We start from the raw sequence: 21,532 nt of genomic DNA on the forward strand, positions 1-21,532 counted from the left end.
TGCGCCGCAGCGGTTCCCCGCCTTCCGGGTTTAGGGTTACTCGTCGGTCACTTAGCCCGTTGCGATGGAGGAACGATGCGTTCGCCGAAGGATTTCTTCGCCCCGCTCGCGGTGGGGGCGCCGGAACCGCTCCGCCAGATCCCCGTGCCTCCTTCGCGGATGATCCACTTTTTCGATCCCAGCAACGAGAAGATGGCGGCCAAGGTCCCGGATCTCGCCAAGAAGGTCGACGTCCTGCTCGGGAACCTCGAGGACGCGGTGCGCGCCGACCGCAAGGAGGCCGCGCGGAACGGGCTCGTCGCCATCGCCAAGGCGAACGACTTCGGCAAGACGCAGCTGTGGACCCGCGTCAACAGCCTCGACTCGCCATGGGTGCTCGACGACCTGATCACGCTGGTCACCGAGATCGGCGACAAACTCGACGTGATCATGGTGCCGAAGGTCGAAGGCGCGCAGGACATCCACTACGTCGACAGGTTGCTCGCGCAGCTCGAAGCGCGGGCGGGCCTCACGAAACCGCTGCTGGTGCACGCGATCCTGGAGACCGCCAGCGGCGTCGCGAACGTCGAGGAGATCGCCGGCGCGAGCCCCCGGATGCAGGGCATCTCGCTCGGCCCGGCCGACCTCGCCGCGAGCCGCCGGATGAAGACCACCCGGGTGGGTGGCGGGCACCCCGGTTACCTCGTGCGCACGGACCCGACCGGCGACGACCTGAACGAGGGACGCACGACGTATCAGCAGGACCTCTGGCACTACACCGTCGCGCGGATGGTCGACGCCTGCGCGGCAAACGGGATCCTGCCGTACTACGGGCCGTTCGGCGACATCCGCGACGTCGTGGCCTGCGAAGACCAGTTCCGCAACGCGTTCCTGCTCGGCTGCGTCGGCGCCTGGAGCCTGCACCCGGTGCAGATCGACATCGCCAAGAAGGTGTTCTCGCCCTCTCCCGAAGACGTGGCCTGGGCGCGGCGCGTGATCGCCGCGATGGGTGACGGCACCGGTGCCGTGATGATCGACGGGAAAATGCAGGACGACGCCTCGGTGAAGCAGTGCCGGGTGGTCGCCGAACTCGCCGACGCCCTGGCCGCCGACGACCCCGAACTCGCCGCCGCCTACGACACTGCCAGCAAGGAGATCGCCGAATGAATCCCCGCCGATCCGTCCTCTACATGCCCGGTGCGAACGAAAGAGCGCTGGAAAAGGCCAAGACGCTGGATGCGGACGCGTTCATCCTCGACCTCGAAGACGCCGTCGCGCCCGACGCGAAGGAAGCCGCTCGTGAGCGGGTTTGCGCTGCCGCGTCGTCGAAGGAGTACGGCAAGCGCGAGGTGACCATCCGCGTCAACGGCCTCGACACCGAATGGCACGACGCCGACCTCCGAGCCGCCGCGCAAGCGGGTCCGGCCGCGATCGTGGTGCCGAAGGTGAACTCCGCCGCCGAGGTGCACAACATCGAGCGCGCGCTGGAACTCGGCGGCGCACCCGACCACACGAAGATCTGGGCGATGGTCGAAACCCCGGTCGCGATGCTGCACGCCGAGGAGATCGCGTCGGCGTCCGAACGGCTGACCGTGCTGGTCATGGGCACGAACGACCTGGCGAAGGAACTGCACGCCGAATTCGTCCCCGGCCGCGCGCCGCTGCTCGGCGGGCTTTCGCTGGCCCTGCTGGCCGCGCGCGCGACCGGCAAGGCGATCCTCGACGGCGTCTACAACGACGTGAAGGACCTCGAAGGCTTCGAGGCGGAATGCCTGCAAGGGCGCCAGTTCGGCTTCGACGGCAAGACGCTGATCCACCCGACCCAGCTGGAGCCGTGCAACCGGATCTTCGCGCCGTCGGCGGAGGAGATCGAGCGGTCACGCAAGATCATCTCGGCGTTCGAGGAGGCGCAGGCGGCCGGGCAGGGCGTGGTGACCGTGGACGGGCGGATGATCGAGAACCTGCACGTGGACAACGCGCGGCGGATCCTGGCGCTGGCGGAAGCGATCGGCAACTAGGCCTACTCGGTTGGCCAACCGAGTAGCGCAACTGTCGGTGGCCGACCGTAGAGTGGAGGTATGACCGATCAGTCGCTGAAGAAGATCCGGGTCGAGGGTTTCACCTCGATCCGTTCGGCGACCGTGGAACTCGGCAAGCTCAATATCCTCGTAGGCGCCAATGGTGCGGGCAAGAGCAACTTCGTTCACGCCCTCGAACTACTCGGCCGGATCGTCGAGGGTGAGCTAGGCCTGTTCGTGGGTCTCAACGGCGGAGCGCTCGCTCTGCTGAACACCGAAGCCTCTCAGATTCACCTCGAACTCGAGGGAGAATCCAACTCGTACGCGGCCACTCTTTCCCCTGCGGTGAACGACGAACTGATCTTCAAATCGGAGGTCATGTACTTCCACGCAGAAGGATACGAGCGGCCATACAACGAGGTTCTGGGGCAAGGGCATCGTGAGACCCATCTGCCAGCGGAGGCGAAACGGCGTCCGGGCCGCATCGCGGCACATGTCACCAGCCTCCTGAAAGGCTGTAAAGTCTTTCACTTCCACGACACCAGTGCGGACGCGCCGGTCAAGCGCCTGGTCCCCACTGTGGACAACCTGAGCCTGCGAAACGACGCCGGAAATCTAGCGGCGTACCTATTCCGTCTACAGAACAGCGACGTACCCGCCGAGCAATCGGCCTACCGTCGAATTCTGGGCGCGATCAGGCTTGTGGCGCCGTTCTTCCGGGATTTCGCATTGGAGCCCGATAGTCACGACCGAATTCTTCTTCGTTGGCGGCAACAAGATTCCGATGCCGTCTTTTCCGCCAACCAGATGTCGGACGGCACACTTCGTTTCGTCTGCCTCGCGACGCTCTTGTTGCAACCCGAGCTCCCCCGTCTGGTCGTACTGGACGAACCAGAACTCGGCCTTCATCCGTTTGCGATCGTGCAGCTCGCCGGTCTCCTCAGGCAGGCTTCTCAACGCAGCCAGGTACTGATAGCGACTCAGTCAGTCACGCTGATGAACCAATTCGAGGTCGGCGATCTCATCGTGGTCGAGCGCAAAGCGGGCTTTTCCGACTTCACGCGTCCCGATCTTTCCGCACTGGAGGACTGGCTCAAAGAGTACTCGCTCGGCGAGCTATGGGAGAAGAACCTGCTGGGCGGGCGCCCCGCCCGGGAGGAAACCGGGAACGCATGACAACCGGGTATCGACGACTCCATATCCTCGTCGAAGGACAGACTGAAGAGATAGTCGTCAACAACGTTCTGGAACCTTACCTCCAGAACCAGGGCTGGATGGTCACGAAGTCCATCGTGACAACCAAGCGACCCGCCACGGGCCCGGCCAGTCATGGCGGTGTCAGTAGTTGGTCGAAGTTGAAAAACGAGATCAGACTGCTACTACGAAGCAGTGATATCCACACGCTCACGACGTTGTTCGATTTCTACGGATTTCCCACAGACAGTCCCGGCATGAACGATCAACCATCCTCGAGCCCTTATGACCGAGTTGAGCACGTCGAAAGGTCTCTGACTTCGGCCATTTCCGACCCACGCTTTGTTCCGCATCTTATCCTGCACGAGCTTGAAACCTGGGCGTTCGCGGCCGCAGAGCAACTGGGCTGGCTGTTCTCGGGCAGTGACCTCACCACCCTGCTCTTGAAAGATGCGAGGGACGCGGGCGGCCCGGAACTCGTGAACGACGGCCCGAACACCGCGCCCTCGAAACGACTCGCTCGCTACTGTGCCAGCTATTCGAAGACCAACGACGGCCCCTTGGCTATAGCGGACCTTGGCGTCGAAGGGCTGGCTGCCCAGTGCCCCCATTTCGCCGCGTGGCTTGCCAAGCTCGGCTCCAGGGCCTGACGCGTTTCGTCCTCTAGTTGCGGTGGTTGCGCGTGCAACTACCGCAACTAGAGGACGAATTGCGTTAGGGGCAGGGCCAGGGGCGCGGAGCGGGGCGAAGGGTTTCGTAGGCGGCAGCGGCGCGAAGGACGTCTAGGTCGGCGAAGCGGCGGCCGCTGATCTGGAGGCCGATGGGCTGGTCGTCGCTCGTGTAGCCGCAGTTGATCGAGACGGCGGGCTGGCCGGACATGTTGTACGGCACGGTGAACGCGATGTGCTCGAACGGGCGGCGCGGGTCGTTGGTCGGCGAAGGCCATTCCGCGGGCGGGGCCGAGACCGGGCAGGTCGGCGACAGGACGACGTCGAAGCGTTCGGTCTCGCGCAGGGTCGCGACGGCGATGGCGTCGATCTGCGCGAAGCCGCGGTAGGCGTCGACACCGCTGACGTCAGCGCCGCCGGCCGCCCAGTCGGCGATGTACGGCAGGACCTTCGCGCGGCGTTCTTCGGGCAGCATCGACATGTCCGACCAGGCACGGACGCGCCAGAAGGTGTCGAGCCCGTCGAGCATTTCGCGGCGCAGGAACGGATCCACCGGTTCGACGACGGCACCCGCGGCTTCGAAGGCCCGTGCGGCCTCGGTGACCGCCGTGAGGATGTCGGGCGAGACCGGGAGGCCGACACCAGGGTCGAGGTGCAGTCCGATCCGCAGGCCTTTGACCTCGGCTGACAGCGAAGTCCAATCGAACGACGACGGCGGCAGCGAAAGGTGGTCGCGACCGTCCACGCCGGACAGGACGCTCATCAGCAGCGCGGTGTCGGCCACGGTCCGTGTCATGGGCCCGGCGACACGGCCGAGGAACGGCGGATCCACCGGCACCCGGCCGAAACTCGGTTTCAGCCCGACCAGGCCGCACCAGCCGGCGGGCAGCCGGATCGAGCCGCCGATGTCGGTGCCGACGTGCAGCGGGCCGTAGCCGGCGGCGGCCGCCGAACCGGCGCCCGCGCTGGAACCGCCGGGCGTGCGCGTGGTGTCCCACGGATTCCGCGACGGGGTATGGAAACTCGACAGCCCGGACGTCAGCATCCCGTAGTCCGGCATGGTCGTCTTGCCGAGCAGGACCCCGCCGGACTCGCGCACGCGAGCGCCCGCCGGGGCGTCTTCGGGCGCCGCCGTCAATTCAGAAGCGGCCGTACCGAGCGGGACCGGGGTGCCGCGGGTCGCGATGTTCTCCTTGAGGGTCAAGGGAACGCCGTCGATCGGGCCGAGCGGTTCCCCGGCGTGCCAGCGGCTTTCGGACGCCTTCGCGTCTTCGCGCGCGCCACTCGGGTCGTACGCGTACAGCGCGTGCAGTTCGGGTTCACGCGCCTCGACGCGGGCGAGAACCGCTTCGGTGACTTCGACCGGCGACAACGTTCTCGCGCGGTACTGGGCGACCAGTTCGACAGCGGTCAGATCCGGCAACTCCGGCACAGGGGTCCTCCTCACGTCGCGGGTGGTTCGAAGCGGCCGTCGACCGCGGTCCAGCCGCCGTCCACCGCCATCACGGACCCGGTCACGAATGACGACGCGTCCGAGGCCAGGTAGACGACGGCGCCCGCGAGTTCGTCCGGACGCGCCCAGCGGCCGAGCGCGCCCTTGGTCGCGTAGGCGTCGTACCAGGCCTGATTCGCTTTGATCTGCGCGGTGAGCGGGGTTTCGACGACGCCGGGCGCGATCGCGTTGACGCGCACCCCGGCCGGGCCGAACTCCGCCGCGGCGGTGCGGAAAAGCTGCACGAGACCGGCTTTCGTCGCCGCGTACGGACCCTGACCCGGCTCGACGGTCGTGCCGCGGATCGAGGAGAACCCGATGATGCTGCCCCGCCCGCGCTCGACCATCCCCGCGCCGAACGCGCGGACGACCTCGAACGTCGCACCGAGGTTCAACGCGATCACCCGGTCGAATTCCTCGCGCGAGTACTCCAGCAACCGTTTGCGCACGTTGGTCGCGGCGGTCAGCACGACGACGTCGATCTCGCCGAGTTCCGCGGCTGCTCGCGCGGCGGCACCGGACTCGAGCAGGTCGATCTCGTACGCCTCCCCCGCGCCGGTCTCCTTGGCCGCGGCGACGTCGCGGTCCGCGACGATCACTTCAGCGCCGTGCGCGGCCAGGGCCTTCGCGGCTTCGCGGCCGATGCCGCTGCCTCCGCCGAGCACCACGGCCCGTCGCCCGTCGAGGCGGAACAGGTTCTCATAGCTCATGGCCGTAGCACCGCCATCCTCGTCACGGTCAGTTCTTCGACCGCGAACCGCGGCCCTTCCCGCCCGATCCCGGAGTCCTTCACGCCGCCGTACGGCATGGTGTCGGACCGGAAGCCGGGCACCTCGTTGACCACCACACCGCCGACGTCGAGTTCGTCGAGCGCGCGGAACGCGGTCTTCAAGGAAGTGCTGAACACCGAAGCGTGCAGGCCGTAGCGCGACGCGTTGACCGCGTCGAACGCTTCGTCCACAGTGGAAACCGTGCGGAGGCAGACGACCGGACCGAAGATCTCCTCGTCCCAGCATTCGAGGCCGTCGGGCACGTCGAGCAACACCGTCGGCTTCAACACCGTGCCGTCCACGCCGCCCCCGGCAAGCCGCGCACCCGCCGAAGTCGCTTTGTCTACCCACTCCTGAACGCGCCGTGTCGAACCCGGGTCGATCAGCGCCGATACCCGCGACTTCTCGTCGCGGGGATCACCAGCGACGACCTCGCCGAGCCGCGCCAGCAGCCGTTCGGTGAACTCCTGGGCCACCGCTTCGACGACCAGGACGCGCTGCACCGAAATGCAGGCCTGTCCGGACGCGTAGAACCCGCCGCGCAGCACCGCGTCCGCGGCCGCGTCGAGATCGGCGTCCTCCGCAACCACCAAAGCAGCGTTGGAACCCAGCTCCAGCAACGTCTTCGTGGGCGCGGCATCGCGGGCGATCCGGTGCCCGACCTGCGCGGATCCGGTGAACGACACCGCGCCGACGCGCCTGTCCGTGGTCAGCGCCGCCCCGACCGCCGCGTCCCCGGTGACCAGCTGGACCATCGCGGGCAGGTCGGTCAGCGAGCGTACGAGGTGCACGAGCCACAACGTCGCCAGCGGCGTCTGCGGCGCCGGTTTCACCACCACCGGGCAGCCCGCCGCGATGGCGGGCGCGATCTTGTGCGACGCCAGCAGCAGCGGATAGTTGAACCCGGCGATGCCGACCACGACGCCGATCGGCTTGCGCTTCCAGAATCCGACCAGTCCGTCGCCGGAAGGCAGCAGATCGAGCGGCACGGTCTCGCCGTGCAGCCGCGAGACCTCTTCGGCGGCGGCCTGCCAGGTGACGATCGTGCGGGCGACCTCGACACGGCAATCGACCAGCGGCTTGCCGGTTTCGAGAACCAGCAGCCGCTCGAAGTCCTCACGCCGCCGTTCCAAAGCGGCGGCGACGTCGTTCAACAGCGAGCGCCGAGTACGCGACGGCAGCGCCGCGACCTGCTTGAACACCGCGACGGCCGCATCGATCGCCCGCGTGGCCAGCTCCGGCGTCCCGACCGGCGCCCGGCCGATCTCGCTCCCGTCGTATGGGAAAGTCACCGGCTGCGTGTCCACAGTGGACACCCAGTCGCCGCCGATCGGCAGTCCTTCCGGGTACTCAAGCATCGTCGCCTCCGTTGCGAAGCCGCGCCAGTTCGGCCCGCAGATTCGGCGCGGCCGCCAGCAACTCCCTGGTGTACTCGTGTTCCGGCGCGTCGTAGACCTGGTCGACGTCACCCATCTCGACGATCTCTCCGCGCCGCATCACCGCGACCCGGTCGCACACGTGCCGCACCACACCGAGGTCGTGCGAGACGAAGATCAGCGTCAGCGAGTACAGCTCGACCAGCGACGCGAGCAGGTCGAGGATCTGTTTCCGCACCGAGACGTCGAGCGCGCTCACCGGTTCGTCCGCGATGAGAACGCTCGGGTTCGGCGCGAGCGCCCGCGCGATCGAGATGCGCTGCCGCTGTCCGCCGGAGAACTGGTGCGGGTACCGGCCGGCGGCGTCTTCGGGCAGGCCGACCGCCGTCAGCAGCTCCGAAACCCGCGTGGGATCCCGGCGGCCCAGCGGCTCGGAGATGATGTCGCGCACGCGCATCCGCGGATCGAGCGAGCCCATCGGATCCTGGAAGACGATCTGGAGTTCCGACCGCAGGAAGCCGAGTTTGCGTTCGGGCAAGGTGTCGACGCGCTTGCCCTGGAACGAGACACTGCCCGCCGTCGGCTTGTCGAGGGCGGCCAGCAGTCTGACCAAAGTGGACTTTCCCGAGCCCGACTCGCCGACGATGCCGAAGCGCTGACCAGCCTCGACGTCGAAGGAAACGCCCTTCAGCGCGTGCACGTCCCGGCGTGTGTAGCGGCGTTCGAGGTTCCGCACTTCGATCATCATCGGCTCGCCTCCAGATCCGAAGCGGCCAAAAGCTTCTTGGTGTACTCGTGCTTCGGCTCGGTCAGCACTTCGCGGGTGGTGCCGGCCTCGACGATCTCGCCGTCCAGCATCACCAGCACCCGCTCGCACACCGACGCCACCACGGCGAGGTCGTGCGTGATGAACAGCAGCGCGCTCTCCCGCTCGCGGACGCCGTCGAGGATCAGGTCCAGGATCTGTGCCTGCACGGTGACGTCCAGCGCGGTCGTCGGCTCGTCGCAGATCAGCAGCTTCGGATCGTTGGCCAGCGCGATCGCGAGTACGACACGCTGCCGCTGCCCGCCGGAGAGCTGATGCGGATACGCACGAGCGACACCGGGCAACCCCACGGAATCCAGCAAAGCCTCCGCCGCCGCGCGGTGATTCCCACGATCGCGGTGGATCCGCATCGGCTCCGCCACCTGCGCGCCGACCCGCATCGCCGGGTTCAGCGCGGTCATCGGCTCCTGGAACACCATCGACATCTCGTTGCCGCGCAACCGCGACAGTTCCCTCTCCGGCGCGGTCAGCAACTCGCGGCCGTCGAGCTTCACCGAACCGGACGCGGCGAGTTCTTCGGGCAGCAGGCCCATGATCGACAACGCCGTCAACGACTTCCCCGAACCGGACTCGCCGATCAACCCGACGCGCTCGCCGCGCGCGATATCGAACGAGACGCCGCGGACCAGGTCACCAATGCCGAGGCCGTGGACTTCGAGGGTCATAGCCGTGCCGCCAATCGGGGGTCGAGTCGATCGCGGAGGCCGTCCCCGAGCAGGTTGAAACCGAGGACGGCGATGGCGATCGCGACGCCGGGCACGAGCGCGAGCCGCGGGTGCAGGGTCAGGAACACCTGGGATTCCTGCAACATCCGTCCCCACGACGGTGTCGGCGGCCGCGTGCCGAACCCGAGGAACGACAACGCCGCTTCCGCGAGCACCGCGATCGCGAACGACACGGAAGCCTGGACGATCAGCAGTCCGGAGATGTTCGGCAGCACATGGCGCGCGGCGATGTTCAGCCGCGAGCGACCGGCTGACCGCGCGGCCAGCACGAACTCGCTGCTCATCACCTGCAGCGTTCCCGAGCGGGCGATGCGGGCGAAGGACGGGATGGTCGCGATGCCGATCGCCACCATCGCGGTCAGCGTGTCGGCCCCGAACACCGCGCCGAACATGATCGCCAGCAGCAACGCGGGGAACGCGAGCACGAGATCGTTGACGCGCATGACGAACTCGCCGAGCCACCGCGACGACATCCCGGCGAGGATGCCCAGCGGCGTTCCGATCAGCGCGGCGATCCCGACGGCGACCACGCCGACGTACAGCGTCGTCCGCGCGCCGACCATGAGCTGGCTGAGCACGTCGCGGCCGAAACTGTCCGTGCCAAGGACGTTGGCGCCGCTGAAGTCGTGCAGCCGGTGGGCCGCGTCGACCTTCACCGGGTCGAATGGCGTCCACACGAACGAAAGCACCGCGGCGAGCACGATCAACGCGACCAGGACGCCGCCGATCACGAGACTGCGATTGCGCATCAGGAACCCCGCAATCTCGGGTCGAGCACCGTGTAGAGGACGTCGACCACGAAGTTCACCAGCAGCACGCCGACCACCAACACCAGCACGATCCCCTGTACGGACAACAGATCCCGCGACGCCACCGAGTCGAGCAGCATGCTGCCAAGGCCCGGCAGGACGAACACGCGCTCGACGACGACCGCGCCGATCAGCAGCGTCGCCAGTTGCAGGCCGAGCACCGTCACCACCGGCACGGCGGCGTTGCGCAACCCGTGGCGGAACAGCGCCTGGAACGGCCGGAGTCCTTTGGACCGTGCGGTGCGCAGATAGTCCTGCCCGAGTGTGTCGAGCACGGCGGACCGGACGTAGCGCGTCAGCACCGCGCCCTGCACCAGACCGAGCGACAACGCCGGAAGCACGAGACCGCGCAGGAATTCACCAGGGTCCTGCACCGGCGGTGTCCAGCCGCCGGAAGGCAGCCAGCGCAACTGCACCGCGAAGATCTGCACCAGGATGATGCCGGCGAGGAACGCGGGGATCGCGACGCCGATCTGTGAGAGCCCGGAAACCGCGGCGCCGTCGCCCTTCCGGTGCCGCACCGCGGCGAACGTCCCGGCCGGGACGGCGATCAGCAAGGCCACCAGCATCCCGGCTCCGACCAGCCACAATGTCACGCCGAGCCGGTCGGCCAGCGCCGGTCCGATCTCCTCGCGGGTGACGTACGAGCGGCCGAAGTCGCCTTGCAGGACACCGCCGATCCAGTCGAAGTACTGCGTCACCAACGGCCGGTCGATGCCGAATTCGGCGCGGGTCTTGGCGATCAGCTCCGGCGTCGCGTTGACGCCGAGCGCGACCTGCGCCGGATCGCCGGGCAGGACGGCCATGAACAGGAACACCACGATGGACGCGACCAGCACACTGGCCATGAGGATCGCCAGGCGGCGCAGCACTTTGACCGTCATCGCGGCGCCAATCCCGTGAGGTCGAAGGACTCGCTGACCTGGTTGCGGACGAACCCGGTCACCTTGTTCTTCGCCACGATCACGTTGGGGAACAGGAAGAGCCAATCAGCGGCGGCGTCTTCGGACAGCTGCCGCGCGACCTGCCGCATCGCCTCGACCTGTTCCTGGGGCGTTCCCGCGTCGGCCTTCGCCAGGTTCTGCTGGACGGGCTTGCCGTCGTAACCCCAGTAGTACTTCGGCCTGCCGAAGGTCACGATGTCGCGCGCCTCGACGTGCTGGATGATCGAGAGGTCGTAGTCGCGGTCGGTGAAGACCTGCTTGAGCCACACCGCCGGGAAGTCCAGCGGCTCGATCGTCACCGTGACCCCGACGTCCGCCAGTTGTGACGCCACCACCTGCGCGGCCGAGACGGCGTACGGCAGATTGGGGATCCTCAAGCGCAGTGACGGATTCGGCTGCCCGGCCTCGGCGAGCAGCGTTTTCGCCTTCGCCGGATCGAACGGGTAGGCGCCGGAAAGGTCTTCGTACCAGGGGTCCGTCGGCGGGACCATACTGCCGATGAGCGTGCCGCGCCCGGCCCAGGCCGTGTCCAGCAACGCCTTCCGGTCGATGGCGTAGGACAGCGCGCGCCGCACGCGGACGTCGTTCAACGGCGGACGCGCGTTGTTGAACGCGAGCGTGACCTCGCTGTTCGTCGTGCCTTCGACGACGGTGAACCGGTCGTCGCTCTGGAACTGCGGGATCGAATCCGGCACGGTGATCGCGGAGATGACGTCGATCCCGTTGCTGAGCAAGGCGTTGTTGAGCGCCGTCGGATCCTTGATGTATTTGAGGACGACGGTGGAGTACGCCGGTTTCCTGCCCCAGTACGCCGGATTCTCCTTGAGCACGATGGAATCGCCGCGCCGTCGCGAAGACACCGTGTACGGACCCGTGCCGACCGGTTTGTTCGCGAGATCCGCGACGCCGGTGGGGCTGAACATCGCGCCGAGCCTGCTGGTGAGGCTGAACAGCCAGCCGTTGCTGGGTTTCGTGAGCACGACCCGCGCGTGGTCCGGCGTGACGACGTCGACCCGGTCGACGACGTCCATTGTGGACTTGATCGAGACGGTCCAGTCGGTTTTCACGCGCATCAGCGAGAACTTGACGTCCTCGGCGGTGAACGGCGTGCCGTTGCTGAACTTCGCGTCCTTGCGCAGTTTGAAGTCGTAGGTCTTGCGGTCTTCCGAGACGGTCCACGATTCGGCCAGCAGCGGCACGATCTTCCCGTCCGCGTCGAGTTTCACCAGGCCCTCGTAGACGTTGTAGAGCAAGGCCTGCGGGATGGCGGCGCCGTCGGTGCGGGTGAAGTCGAAGTTCGCGGGCTCGGCGGTGTAACCGATCGCGAGCGTGTTGGGGCTTTGAGCGACCGTGGCACTCAGCCCAGCGGAGCAGCCGGACGTCACCAGCAGCAACGCCAACGCCGCCGCATGGATCCGGACTTTCATCCTGCCCCCTGACCGGTAGACTGGTCTGACCAGTAAACCAGACGAGACGGCAGGGTCAAGATGGAATTCGAGCCGGTCGCCCCTGTCCGCGCGTACCAGCGTGTCGTCGAACAGATCGAGGAAGCCGTGTTCAGCGGCCGGATCAAACCCGGCGACCGGCTGCCAAGCGAACGCGAACTCATGGTGCAGTTCGACGTCGGCCGCTCGACCGTGCGCGAGGCGCTGCGGGTGTTGCAGGCAGCGGAAATGATCCGCTCGCGGCCCGGCGATCCGCGCGGCCCCGAGGTGCTGGCCGCTTCACCCGCCGCACTGCACCGGTCCATGCACCGGCTGGCGCGAGCCGACCACCTCGGTCTCTCCGAACTGCTGCAATTCCGCATGATCCTCGACGGTTCCGCACATCTGCTCGCCGCGCAGCTCAGGACCGAAGACCATCTCGCCGAGTTGGACGCGGCACTGGAAGCGATGCGCGCGGGTGTCTCGCGGGGTTTCGCCGAATTCAGCCACGCGGACGTCGCGTTCCACGAGGCCATCGCCCGCGCGACGGGGAATCCGCTGCTGGTGATCAGCGGCGAGGTCGTCCGCGGGGTCGTACTGGAACTCATCGAGGACAAACTGGAGCACGCCAACGACCGGACGGCGTTGATGCGCAACTGGCTGGCGCATCACGAAGAGGTGCTGGGAGCGATCCGGGACTCGGACGGCGAACGCGCGGCACGGCTGGCGAAACAGGCGCTTTACGACAACTACGCCGAGTACGTCCCCGAAGAACAGCGTCGCCTCCTCCAGCCGCTGCTCGCTTGACCCGCCTCTACACTCGCTCAGGTGGGGGATGCCAAGAAGCCTTCAACAGCCCGGGAGGGTGTCGGTCTCGCGCTGTCCGGCGGCGGCTACCGCGCGATGTTGTTCCACACCGGCGCCCTGTGGCGGCTCAACGAACTCGGCTGGCTGTCGAAGATCTCCACGTTCTCCAGCGTCTCCGGCGGTTCGATCGCCGCCGGGGTCCTCGCGCACGCGTGGCCGGATCTGAGGTTCGAAAACGGTGCCGCGAACAACTTCCACGACGAGGTCGTCGCACCGATCCGCGATCTGGCACGTACGCGGCTGGACATCCCGGTCACCTTGCGCGCCATGGCCATGCCGTGGCGCAGTGCCGGTGAGGAACTCGCGCGGGTGTACGCGAAACACCTGTTCGGCGACTGCTGCCTCAAGGATCTGGATCCGGCGAGCCCGCAGTTCGTCTTCACCGCGACCAACCTCCAGGACGGCGCGCTGTGGTGGTTCTTCCGGCAGGACGGGCCGCACGGCGACATCCCGCTCGCGACCGCCGTCGCCGCGTCGTCCGCTTTTCCGCCGGTGCTCTCGCCGGTGGTCTTCCGCGATCCGCTTTCGGCCGAAGCGGGCCGCAAGATCGTGCTGAGCGACGCCGGCGTCTACGACAACCTCGGGCTGGACCCGGTCGAGGGGCATGCGACCGTGCTGGTCAGCGACGCGGGCAAGCGGATGAAGGTCAAGCGGAAGATCAACCGGAACTGGGGGCAACAGCTGCTGCGCGTCCTCGACATCATCGACAACCAGGTCCGCGAGCTGCGGCGAGGCGCACTGCTGAAGTCCTATGTGGAGAAGGACTTCGCGGGCGCCTACTGGGGGACCTACGTCGATCTGGAGAACTTCGAGCTGGCGGATTCCCTGACGGCGCCGGTCGAGCTCACGCACAAGCTGGCGGAAACCCCGACGCGGCTGACGAAACTGCCGGAAGTCTTGCAGGAGCGGCTGATCAACTGGGGTTACGCGGCCTGTGACGCGGGGATGCGCAAGTGGGTCGATACCGAGGCGGTGGCTCCCGCCGGGTTCCCGTTCCCTGCCGCGGGTGTCGGCTGAGAGTGCCCCGGGATGCCATGAACGGCCCGTTACTTGCAAATTTTGCAAGTAACGGGCCGTTCATGGCACTCGCGTCAGGCGAAGGTCAGGCGACCAGGTTCGCGTAGACGATGATGTTGTCCTTGTAGCTGTGTTCTTCCTTGTCGAAGACACCGCCACAGGTGATCAGCCGCAGCTGCGGTTTGTCCGTGTTGCCGTAGACCGCGTCCTCGGGGAACTGGTCCTTGGGAACCTGGTCCTTCTTCTCGACCACGAACTTCAGGCTCTTGCCGTCGCTGCGGTCGATGAGGATCTCGTCGCCGGGGCTGACGTCCTTGAGCTTGTAGAAGATGCCCGGCTGCTTGTTGCCGTCGACGTGCCCGAGCACGATCGCCGGGCCGACGTCACCGGGTACCGGCGAAAGCTGGTACCAGGCGGCCTGCATCGGCTTCTTCGCCGAAGGGACGGCCATCTTGCCGTCCTTGTTGACCGCGACCGCGATCAGATTCGACTCGGCGCCGATCTTGGGGATCTTCACGTTCGTCGGCCGGGTGCCGTCGAACGGCTTCGTGACCGGAACGGTCGATTCCGCCGGCGCCTGCTGTGCGGCCGGCGCGGGATCGTCGGTGCCGCAACCGGTCAGTGCGAGGGAAAGGATCAGGGTGGCCGCGACCGCGCGGCCACCCCGCCTCAGGAACTTCGTCGACATTCGATCAGGCCGCGGTGGCGCCGAAACCGGTCTCGATGCCGCCCTTGGGGGCGTACTTGACCTGCTTCTCCGGCTTGCCGGGGGTGCCCGCGCCGCCACCGATGGGCGACTCGAACTCGATGTCCGCCTTGCCAGGCTTGCCGTCACAGGTCCAGGTGAAGGAGCTGGAGTTGCCCTTGAAGGACTTCTTCACCTTCACGATGTAGACCCAGTAGCGGCCGTCGTCCTCGGCCTGGTTGTGCCTGATGATGTCGAAGTCCGGCGCCGAAACGTTCGACGGCTCGCCCGACTGGCAGGCGATGACCAGCGCGCCGATGCCGGTGTCACCGATGTAGCCCGCGCCGACGTTGTCGTAGAAGGGATCCTCCGGCGCAGTGGTCGGCGTCTCCGAGGTGGAGGTCGGCGACGGCTTGCTCGAAGGCGGCTTGCCGCTGGTCGAGGTCGGCTGCTGCGACGACGAGGAAGGCGCACCGCTCGACTCGGGCGGAGCCGTCGTCACCTTGCCACCCGTCCACGAGGGCGAGGGCGCCGTGGTGGGCGTCTCGCTCGTCGGCGCGGGAGGCGTCGTCGTGGTCTCGTCCTGCGCCATCGCGGCAGGCGTCACGGCCAGCGAGATGACGGCGCCGGCCAGCACCGCACCAGCGAGGCGGCCCAACGTCTTCTTCAAAGTGATCTCCCAGTGGAAAAGCATCGCAACGCACGGTGACCCCCACCATGCGACCACCCGGGGAAGAAATCCCTCGTTCGGGTGACAGCGCGATACTGCCGGAAAATCGCAGGTTGACTGTAGCGAATAGACAGTGACAAGAACCACTGGGAAAACCGGTAACGCCGAGGTGGTCCGACCCGATACAAGGGCCCGAAAGTCGCTCAACAGAGGGGAAATCCTCGCGGCGCTGGAGGAATGTTAACACCCATATGGCCGGAACGGTTGCCATGCGGAAGCATTTTTTCCTCGTCCGCCGAACGTCCCGGAATCGCCGGTTTTCCTGGCGAATCGGCCTTCTTCCGAGCCTTTGTTACCCGCCGGTTCACACGTTCGGAGTACTCATTCGTGAAGTACTGACCAGCTCAAGACAAAAGCCGGTGCCCAGTAACCCGAAGGTCACGATTAGAGCACCAGGAACAAGGCCACGGCGAGGGACAACGCGCCGAGGAAGCCCGCGAAGAGCAACCAGGGCTTCGGCGACATCCGCTTCCGCACCGCCCGGCCACCGCCCACGGCCGCGAGCAGGAGCCCGAGACCGAACCCGATCCCCGGAATGAAGGTCGCGAGTGTCCGGTTCTCCGGGGCACAGGCCCAGATCTCGTCGCTCGGGCAAGGCTTCGACGCGAGTTCGGCCAGCACGCCCGCCGCGACGATGGCGAGGAAGCCGAGCACCAGGAGCCAGAACAGGCCCCACATCCATTGACCGAGCCGCCGAGGCGGTTTCGTCTCCTCCACGCGCTCCAGGTTAAGGCGCTAGCCAAGTGCCGAAGCCAGATCCGTCCAGAGATCTTCCGGATCCTCGAGCCCGACGCTGAATCGGACGAGTCCGGCGGGCACGTGGGCGTCGCCCGCCAGCCAGGCCCGCCGCTCGACCAGGCTCTCGACGCCGCCGAGGCTGGTGGCCGCGCGGATCAGCCGCAGCGAACCGATGACCTTGTCCGCGGTCTCCGCGTCCGGCAGTTCGAACGCGATCATCGTGCCGGAACCGGGATAACGCACCCGGGTGATCGCGGGGTGGTCCAGGAGCCGCGCCGCCAGCAACGCGGCCGAACGCGTCTGCTCGGCCAGGCGAACCGGCAGCGTCCGCAGGCCGCGCAGCGCCAGCCACGCTTCGAGCGCTCCCGGCGTCGCGCCCATCCGGGTGCGCGCGTCGCGCAGGTCCTTCGCGACGCCTTCGTCGGCCGCGATCGTCAGGCCGAGCAGCAGATCACTGTGTCCGCCGATGAGTTTCGTCGCGCTGTGCACGACGATGTCCGCGCCGAGTTCGAGTGGCCGCTGGCCGAGCGGGGTGGCGAACGTGTTGTCCACGGCGACCAGGCCCTTCGCGGCGGCGGCGATCGTCTCGATGTCGATGACGTCGAGGGTGGGGTTCGTCGGGGATTCCAGCCAGAGCAGATCGGCGTCCGCGGCGGCGACCCACGCGGCCGTGTCGTCCGGCGCGATCTCGGTGACCACCAGGCGGCCGGTCCGGTGCGCGTGCGCGAGCAGCCCGCGAGACCCGGCGTAGGAGAACGTCGGGACGCAAACCTTCGCGCCGACCTTCAACGTGTCCACCACCGCGCTGAGCGTCGCGATCCCCGAGGCGAACGCGGTCGCGTGCCCGCCTTCGAGGGCGCCGATCGCGGTTTCGAGGGCTTCCCAGGTCGGCGTGCCGTTCTCCCGCGAATACGCGCGATCGGCGCCGGCGTCGAAGGTGCTCGCCGCGACGATCGGCACGTTCAGCGGTTCGCCGGGGCCCTCGGGGCGTCCGGCGGCGACGGCGAGGGTGCGGGGTGACCAGTCGTTCGTGTCCACCCCGCCACCGTAAAGGTCGCGGATGATCACGTGCCAGACTCCGGCCATGACTTCTGGGACGATCGACGCGGGGACCTGGACGCTCGGCGACAGGCGGGTCAACCGGGTCGGGTTCGGCGCGATGCGCTTGCCTCAACGAGGCCAGGCGTTCGCGCCCGACGCCACGCCGGGTGACCGCGACCAGGCGATCAAGGTGCTGCGCCGCGCGGTGGAGCTGGGCGTCAACCACGTCGACACCGCGGCGTTCTACTTCTCCTCACGCCGGTCGGCCAACGAGCTGATCAACTCCGCGCTGTCGCCGTACGCCGACGATCTGGTGATCGCCACCAAGGTCGGGCCGCGCCGGGATCCGTCCGGTGGCTTCCTGCCCGAGGCCACCCCCGAACAACTGCGCGGCGAGGTCGAGGAGAACCTGCGCCAGCTCGGCCGCGACCACCTGGATCTGGTGAACCTGCGGCTGGCCGGGCAAAGTGCGATCGCCGACCACTTCGGCGCGCTGGCCGAGCTGCGCGACGCCGGCCTGATCCGCCACCTCGGCGTGTCCAACGTCGATGCGGAGCAGCTGGCTCAGGCGCAGGCGATCGCGCCGGTGGTGTGCGTGCAGAACTCCTACGGCCTCGGCCACCGTCCCGAGCAGGATCAACTGGTGCGCGAATGCGGTGAACAGGGCGTGGCCTTCGTCCCGTTCTTCGCCATCGCCGGAGCCGGGCGCGAGGCGGGTCCCAGCGGCGCCGAGCAGGACGAAGTGCTCGCGATCGCCCGCGCGCACCAGGCCACGCCGACGCAGATCCGCCTGGCGTGGGCTCTGCACCGTGGGACGAACGTGCTGGTCATTCCGGGTACGGGCGACCTCGGCCACCTCGCCGACAACGTCGCCGCCGGAGCGCTGCGGCTCACGTCCGACGACCTGGCCCGCCTCGAAGTGATCCATCAAGGCGGGCCATCCGGCACGGACTAGTGGGCGTACACCTCGAACTCGTAGAGGGAGTAGCCGTACTTCGTGCCGCGCTGAACCCCGGCCATCCGGACATAGCGGGCGTCAGTGGCTTCGAAGGCGACGTTGTCCTTCCCGCCGTCTCCGTCCACTGTGGACGCCACCTCTCGCCAGTTCGTCCCATCGGATGAGACCTGCACCCGGTACGCCTTCCCGTACGCGGACTCCCACTGGAGGATCACGCGGGAAACGCGCTGCACCGAACCCAGGTCGACGGTGATCGACTGGTTGTCGCTCCAGTCACTCGCCCAGCGGGTCGAGAGGTTCCCGTCGATCGCGTTGGACGGCGGCGAGTTGTACCAGCCTGTTTCGTGGCTGCTCGCGCTGACCGACCGGCCGGTGGCGAGGTTGGCGATGTTGTCGCCGCGCTTCGCCGGGAACTCGACGACTTGCTGGAAGGTCGGCCTGTTCTGGGTGCTCATCTTGTCCTGCGTGATCCCGCCGAGTGCCCGGTGGATGATCGTGTCGGCGCACCACTGGTCACCCGCCGAGCAGTCGCCGTCACCGGGGTACACGGTGTTGGCGGGCTGCGCGGCGGCCTGCGTCAGCGAGTCGAGCAGGACCTGGCGGCAGGCGTTGACGTCACCGTTACCGCAGTACTTCGCGCCCAACGGTCCGGCCACGTTCTGCCCGAGTACCGAGCGGATGTCCTTGTGCACATAGCCCCACCAGCCCGCCTGGTACGACGAGCCGGCGTGCGACTGGCCGACGTGCTTGCCGGGAACCTCGTTCTGCCAGCCGGAAGGCGACTCGTTGATCTTCAGCACACCCACCATGGCGGCGTAGGCGGCGTCGCCCATACCGGGTTTGAACTGGGCGTTGACCAGCAGCGGCCACCACGCGTCCATGATGCGGATCGCGTCGGCGTTCGCGTAGGCCTTGCTTCCGGGCGAGGTCTCCGAACGCAGGCCGCCCGCGGCGAGCCAGGTCTTCAGCTTCGCCACCGCGTCCGCGGCCGGACCGGTCACGGGGGCCTTGTCGATCACCTTGAACAGTTCCGGCAGCACCTTCTCCGCCCGCAGGTCGGCGAGCGCCGCCTCTTCCATCGCCTGCGTGAGGTTCACCCGCGTCACCTTGGTGCCGCTGGAAACCAGCTTCTTGACCCGCGCGTCGATCAGATCACCGCGGTGCACGGAACTCTTGTCCGCGCCGCTGGCCGCGTAGCCCTTGGTCTGGGCGTTGTTCCAGCTGATGTAGTAATCCTGGTTGATCGACTGCGGATGTTGTGACGACGGCGTGTAGTTCGCCAGATTTCCGTCGGGATTCCAGCCCTGCCAGTCGAATCCGGCGTCGGCCCGCACCGGCATCGCCGGATCGACGTTGGGATTGCGGACCGGGTTCGAGCCGGAGTTGAAGTACGCGACGTCGCGGGAGTCGGCGTAGAACCAGTTGTAGGTCTGGTTGACGTCGGCCGCGGCGGCCTGGAAGTCCTGCGCGGATTTGATCGCGTCCGGGTCGTTGAACTTCTGGAAGCCGATGATCGTGTCGATCTCGTGCTGGAAGGTCGACCGCAGCGACGCGTACGCGACCGGCTTGCCGCCGACCAGTGCCCGGCTCGTCACCGGACCGTATTTCGTGCGGAAGCTGCGCAGCGTGTACGAGCCTTCGGCGGTCCCGTCGGCGATCGTGGGCTTCCAGGCGTTCTTGCGCTCGACGATCTCGAACGGCAGGCACTGGCCGCGGAAGCGGTAGAAGGCGGAGTTCTTCGTCGGCGCGGAACCGTTCTGCTCGCACAGTTCGACGGCGTAGGTGTCGGTGATGTCCTGCGACGCCGAAGTCGCGCTCCACGAGTAGTCCTTGCCGCGGCCGAGCAGCACGTACATGCTGATGCCCGCGAAGGAGGCGCCGCGGGCGCTGATGCCGGGGCCCTGAAGTTCTTGCAGCATCAGCAGTTGCGGCGCGAAGTAGCCGGCCTGCGGGCCGAAGACGGCGACGGGGTGACCACTCGCGGTCTTGGCGCCGGAGACGACCAGCGCGTTGGACATGCCGTGCTTTTCGGAGAGCATGTTGCCGGGCAAGACACCGTCGTCGAAGATGCCGCGGACGGCCTTCTGGTCTTCGGGCGCGGGAACGGCGACCTTGGCGGGCGCCCGAGTCCCGGCGGAACCTGTCGGGTCGAAGACGAGTTGCTGCCCGGAGACCGAACCCTTGTCCGGGACGGCCGCGCCCTGCGGATTCGACGGCGCCTTGCCGTAGTCGAAGGTCTGTCCATTGTGGAGGGTCTTGACGGTCTCGGGGTCGTCCTCGGAGCGAAGGCTCTTCCAGACCTTGTCGCCCTGTTCGAGGCCGTACTTCTCCTGCATCGCCATCTTCGCGATCGCGTTCTGCACCTCACCGCCGCCACCGGCGCCGAACTGCGCGCCGACCACGGCGGCGAGGACGACGAGGTCGGTCAGCTTGAACGGCTCGATGGTCCCGGCGTTGGTGATCGCGTCGACGTGCCCGGTGAGGACGTACTCGCCGGGGAAGTAGCGGCCGCTGTGCGCGTCGGAGATGTACTTGTTGACACCCTGGACATATGCCTCGGCGTCGGCCTTGCCCTGTGCGCCGCGCGGACCGCTCGCCGCGGCGTTGTCGATCTGCTTCTGCAGTTCCTGCTCGGTGTAGGGCGCGGAGGAGAAGAAGCTCTGCTCGAGGTCACGGTTGCCCTGCGCGCCACCGGCGAACGAGGTCAGCTGGCCGCGGCCGACACGGCGCATGATGTCCATCAGCCACAGCCGGTCCTGCGCGGCGGCGTACCCGGCGCCGTACATCGTGCCCGGCCGCGTCGTGCCGACGATGCGGGGAACACCGACCGCCTTGTCACGGGTGATCGTCACGTCCGAACGCGGTTTGATCGTGCTCTCGACCTGCCCGGACGGGACGCCGAACGAGGCGTCGTTGAAGAACTGGTTGATCTTGTCCGTGGTCAGCGTCTTGTAGCCGTCAGCGAGCGAGGCGTACCTGCCGAGCTGGTCGGCGGAATGCGCGGGACGGGTGCCGAGCGCCTTGTGCGCCAGGATCTCGGCGAGCGTGGCGTTCCCCTTGGTGCCCGGCGGCAGGATGTCGGAACACTGGCCGCCGCAGTAGTCGTCGAGCGCGGCCGCCACCACGGAGTTCTGTGGGGCTTCCGCCGCGTTCGCCTGGAGTGCCGGAACGGTTCCCGCCACCAGCGTCAACCCCGCCAGCGTCGTCAAGACCCGTATGCCTCGTCGCATGAAAGACCTCCGTCGTCGGAGAGTGACGAGGCGCACACTAC

Annotated in this window: 20 protein-coding genes; 7 read left to right on the plus strand and 13 right to left on the minus strand. The window is 67.4% G+C overall.

Annotation, left to right across the window (positions count from 1 at the left end; all coding sequences use genetic code 11):
- Positions 1-75 precede the first annotated feature (75 nt).
- The 4 genes from ACLARN_RS01385 to ACLARN_RS01400 are packed head-to-tail and all read left to right on the plus strand — an operon-like array spanning position 76 to position 3,841.
- On the plus strand, positions 76-1,146 hold the full coding sequence (locus tag ACLARN_RS01385) for an HpcH/HpaI aldolase/citrate lyase family protein (RefSeq protein WP_409489453.1): 1,071 nt from the start codon (positions 76-78) through the stop codon (positions 1,144-1,146).
- Entirely contained in the window at positions 1,143-1,997 is an 855-nt protein-coding gene (locus ACLARN_RS01390; protein ID WP_409489454.1) for an HpcH/HpaI aldolase/citrate lyase family protein, read from the plus strand. Before ACLARN_RS01385 ends, ACLARN_RS01390 begins: the two co-directional genes overlap by 4 nt.
- A gap of 60 nt (positions 1,998-2,057) precedes the next feature.
- Positions 2,058-3,173: an AAA family ATPase gene (locus tag ACLARN_RS01395; RefSeq protein ID WP_409489455.1), complete on the plus strand. Its 1,116-nt coding sequence runs from the start codon at positions 2,058-2,060 to the stop codon at positions 3,171-3,173.
- Entirely contained in the window at positions 3,170-3,841 is a 672-nt protein-coding gene (locus ACLARN_RS01400; RefSeq protein WP_409489456.1) for a DUF4276 family protein, read from the plus strand. Before ACLARN_RS01395 ends, ACLARN_RS01400 begins: the two co-directional genes overlap by 4 nt.
- Before the next feature lie 64 nt (positions 3,842-3,905).
- On the opposite strand, the gene ACLARN_RS01405 is transcribed toward ACLARN_RS01400, so the two are convergent.
- The 8 genes from ACLARN_RS01405 to ACLARN_RS01440 are packed head-to-tail and all read right to left on the minus strand — an operon-like array spanning position 3,906 to position 12,228.
- Positions 3,906-5,291: an amidase gene (locus ACLARN_RS01405; RefSeq protein WP_409489457.1), complete on the minus strand. Its 1,386-nt coding sequence runs from the start codon at positions 5,289-5,291 to the stop codon at positions 3,906-3,908.
- Between the two features lie 11 nt (positions 5,292-5,302).
- On the minus strand, positions 5,303-6,061 hold the full coding sequence (locus ACLARN_RS01410) for an SDR family NAD(P)-dependent oxidoreductase (protein ID WP_409489458.1): 759 nt from the start codon (positions 6,059-6,061) through the stop codon (positions 5,303-5,305).
- On the minus strand, positions 6,058-7,479 hold the full coding sequence (locus ACLARN_RS01415) for an aldehyde dehydrogenase family protein (RefSeq protein ID WP_409489459.1): 1,422 nt from the start codon (positions 7,477-7,479) through the stop codon (positions 6,058-6,060). Before ACLARN_RS01415 ends, ACLARN_RS01410 begins: the two co-directional genes overlap by 4 nt.
- The gene (locus ACLARN_RS01420; protein WP_409489460.1) at positions 7,472-8,245 is read right to left on the minus strand and encodes an ABC transporter ATP-binding protein; all 774 of its coding nucleotides are present in this window, start codon (positions 8,243-8,245) and stop codon (positions 7,472-7,474) included. Before ACLARN_RS01420 ends, ACLARN_RS01415 begins: the two co-directional genes overlap by 8 nt.
- Positions 8,242-8,988, minus strand: a complete 747-nt coding sequence (locus ACLARN_RS01425) for an ABC transporter ATP-binding protein (protein ID WP_409489461.1) — start codon at positions 8,986-8,988, stop codon at positions 8,242-8,244. The genes ACLARN_RS01420 and ACLARN_RS01425 overlap by 4 nt, the downstream gene beginning before the upstream one ends.
- Complete coding sequence (locus ACLARN_RS01430; protein ID WP_409489462.1) at positions 8,985-9,797, minus strand: ABC transporter permease; 813 nt, start codon at positions 9,795-9,797, stop codon at positions 8,985-8,987. Before ACLARN_RS01430 ends, ACLARN_RS01425 begins: the two co-directional genes overlap by 4 nt.
- Complete coding sequence (locus tag ACLARN_RS01435) at positions 9,797-10,741, minus strand: ABC transporter permease (RefSeq protein ID WP_409489463.1); 945 nt, start codon at positions 10,739-10,741, stop codon at positions 9,797-9,799. Before ACLARN_RS01435 ends, ACLARN_RS01430 begins: the two co-directional genes overlap by 1 nt.
- Positions 10,738-12,228 carry an ABC transporter substrate-binding protein gene (locus ACLARN_RS01440; protein WP_409489464.1) on the minus strand — a complete coding sequence of 497 codons (1,491 nt, stop codon included), beginning with the start codon at positions 12,226-12,228 and terminating at the stop codon, positions 10,738-10,740. The genes ACLARN_RS01435 and ACLARN_RS01440 overlap by 4 nt, the downstream gene beginning before the upstream one ends.
- 60 nt (positions 12,229-12,288) lie before the next feature.
- Between ACLARN_RS01440 and ACLARN_RS01445 the strand changes: the two genes are divergently transcribed.
- Together ACLARN_RS01445 and ACLARN_RS01450 are read left to right on the plus strand one after the other, a co-directional pair.
- Positions 12,289-13,032 carry a FadR/GntR family transcriptional regulator gene (locus ACLARN_RS01445; RefSeq protein WP_409489465.1) on the plus strand — a complete coding sequence of 248 codons (744 nt, stop codon included), beginning with the start codon at positions 12,289-12,291 and terminating at the stop codon, positions 13,030-13,032.
- A 21-nt stretch (positions 13,033-13,053) separates the two neighbouring features.
- A complete protein-coding gene (locus ACLARN_RS01450) occupies positions 13,054-14,109 on the plus strand; it encodes a patatin-like phospholipase family protein (RefSeq protein WP_409489466.1) in 1,056 nt (351 codons plus the stop codon).
- 85 nt (positions 14,110-14,194) lie between these two features.
- Here the strand turns inward: ACLARN_RS01450 and ACLARN_RS01455 are convergent, their stop codons facing one another.
- From ACLARN_RS01455 to ACLARN_RS01470, 4 genes are all read right to left on the minus strand, one after another.
- Positions 14,195-14,797, minus strand: a complete 603-nt coding sequence (locus tag ACLARN_RS01455) for a class F sortase (protein WP_409489467.1) — start codon at positions 14,795-14,797, stop codon at positions 14,195-14,197.
- 4 nt (positions 14,798-14,801) lie between these two features.
- On the minus strand, positions 14,802-15,464 hold the full coding sequence (locus ACLARN_RS01460) for a hypothetical protein (RefSeq protein ID WP_409489468.1): 663 nt from the start codon (positions 15,462-15,464) through the stop codon (positions 14,802-14,804).
- A gap of 444 nt (positions 15,465-15,908) precedes the next feature.
- Positions 15,909-16,241, minus strand: a complete 333-nt coding sequence (locus ACLARN_RS01465) for a hypothetical protein (protein WP_409489469.1) — start codon at positions 16,239-16,241, stop codon at positions 15,909-15,911.
- Positions 16,242-16,259: 18 nt separating this feature from the next.
- Positions 16,260-17,348 carry a trans-sulfuration enzyme family protein gene (locus tag ACLARN_RS01470; protein ID WP_409489470.1) on the minus strand — a complete coding sequence of 363 codons (1,089 nt, stop codon included), beginning with the start codon at positions 17,346-17,348 and terminating at the stop codon, positions 16,260-16,262.
- Here ACLARN_RS01470 and ACLARN_RS01475 point away from each other — a divergent pair.
- Positions 17,347-18,258, plus strand: a complete 912-nt coding sequence (locus tag ACLARN_RS01475; protein ID WP_409489471.1) for an oxidoreductase — start codon at positions 17,347-17,349, stop codon at positions 18,256-18,258. The genes ACLARN_RS01470 and ACLARN_RS01475 overlap by 2 nt on opposite strands.
- On the opposite strand, the gene ACLARN_RS01480 is transcribed toward ACLARN_RS01475, so the two are convergent.
- Positions 18,255-21,491 carry a penicillin acylase family protein gene (locus ACLARN_RS01480; protein WP_409489472.1) on the minus strand — a complete coding sequence of 1,079 codons (3,237 nt, stop codon included), beginning with the start codon at positions 21,489-21,491 and terminating at the stop codon, positions 18,255-18,257. The genes ACLARN_RS01475 and ACLARN_RS01480 overlap by 4 nt on opposite strands.
- Between the last annotated feature and the right edge of the window lie 41 nt (positions 21,492-21,532).

Source organism: Amycolatopsis sp. cmx-11-12 (assembly GCF_046269425.1).
Classification (GTDB): domain Bacteria; phylum Actinomycetota; class Actinomycetes; order Mycobacteriales; family Pseudonocardiaceae; genus Amycolatopsis.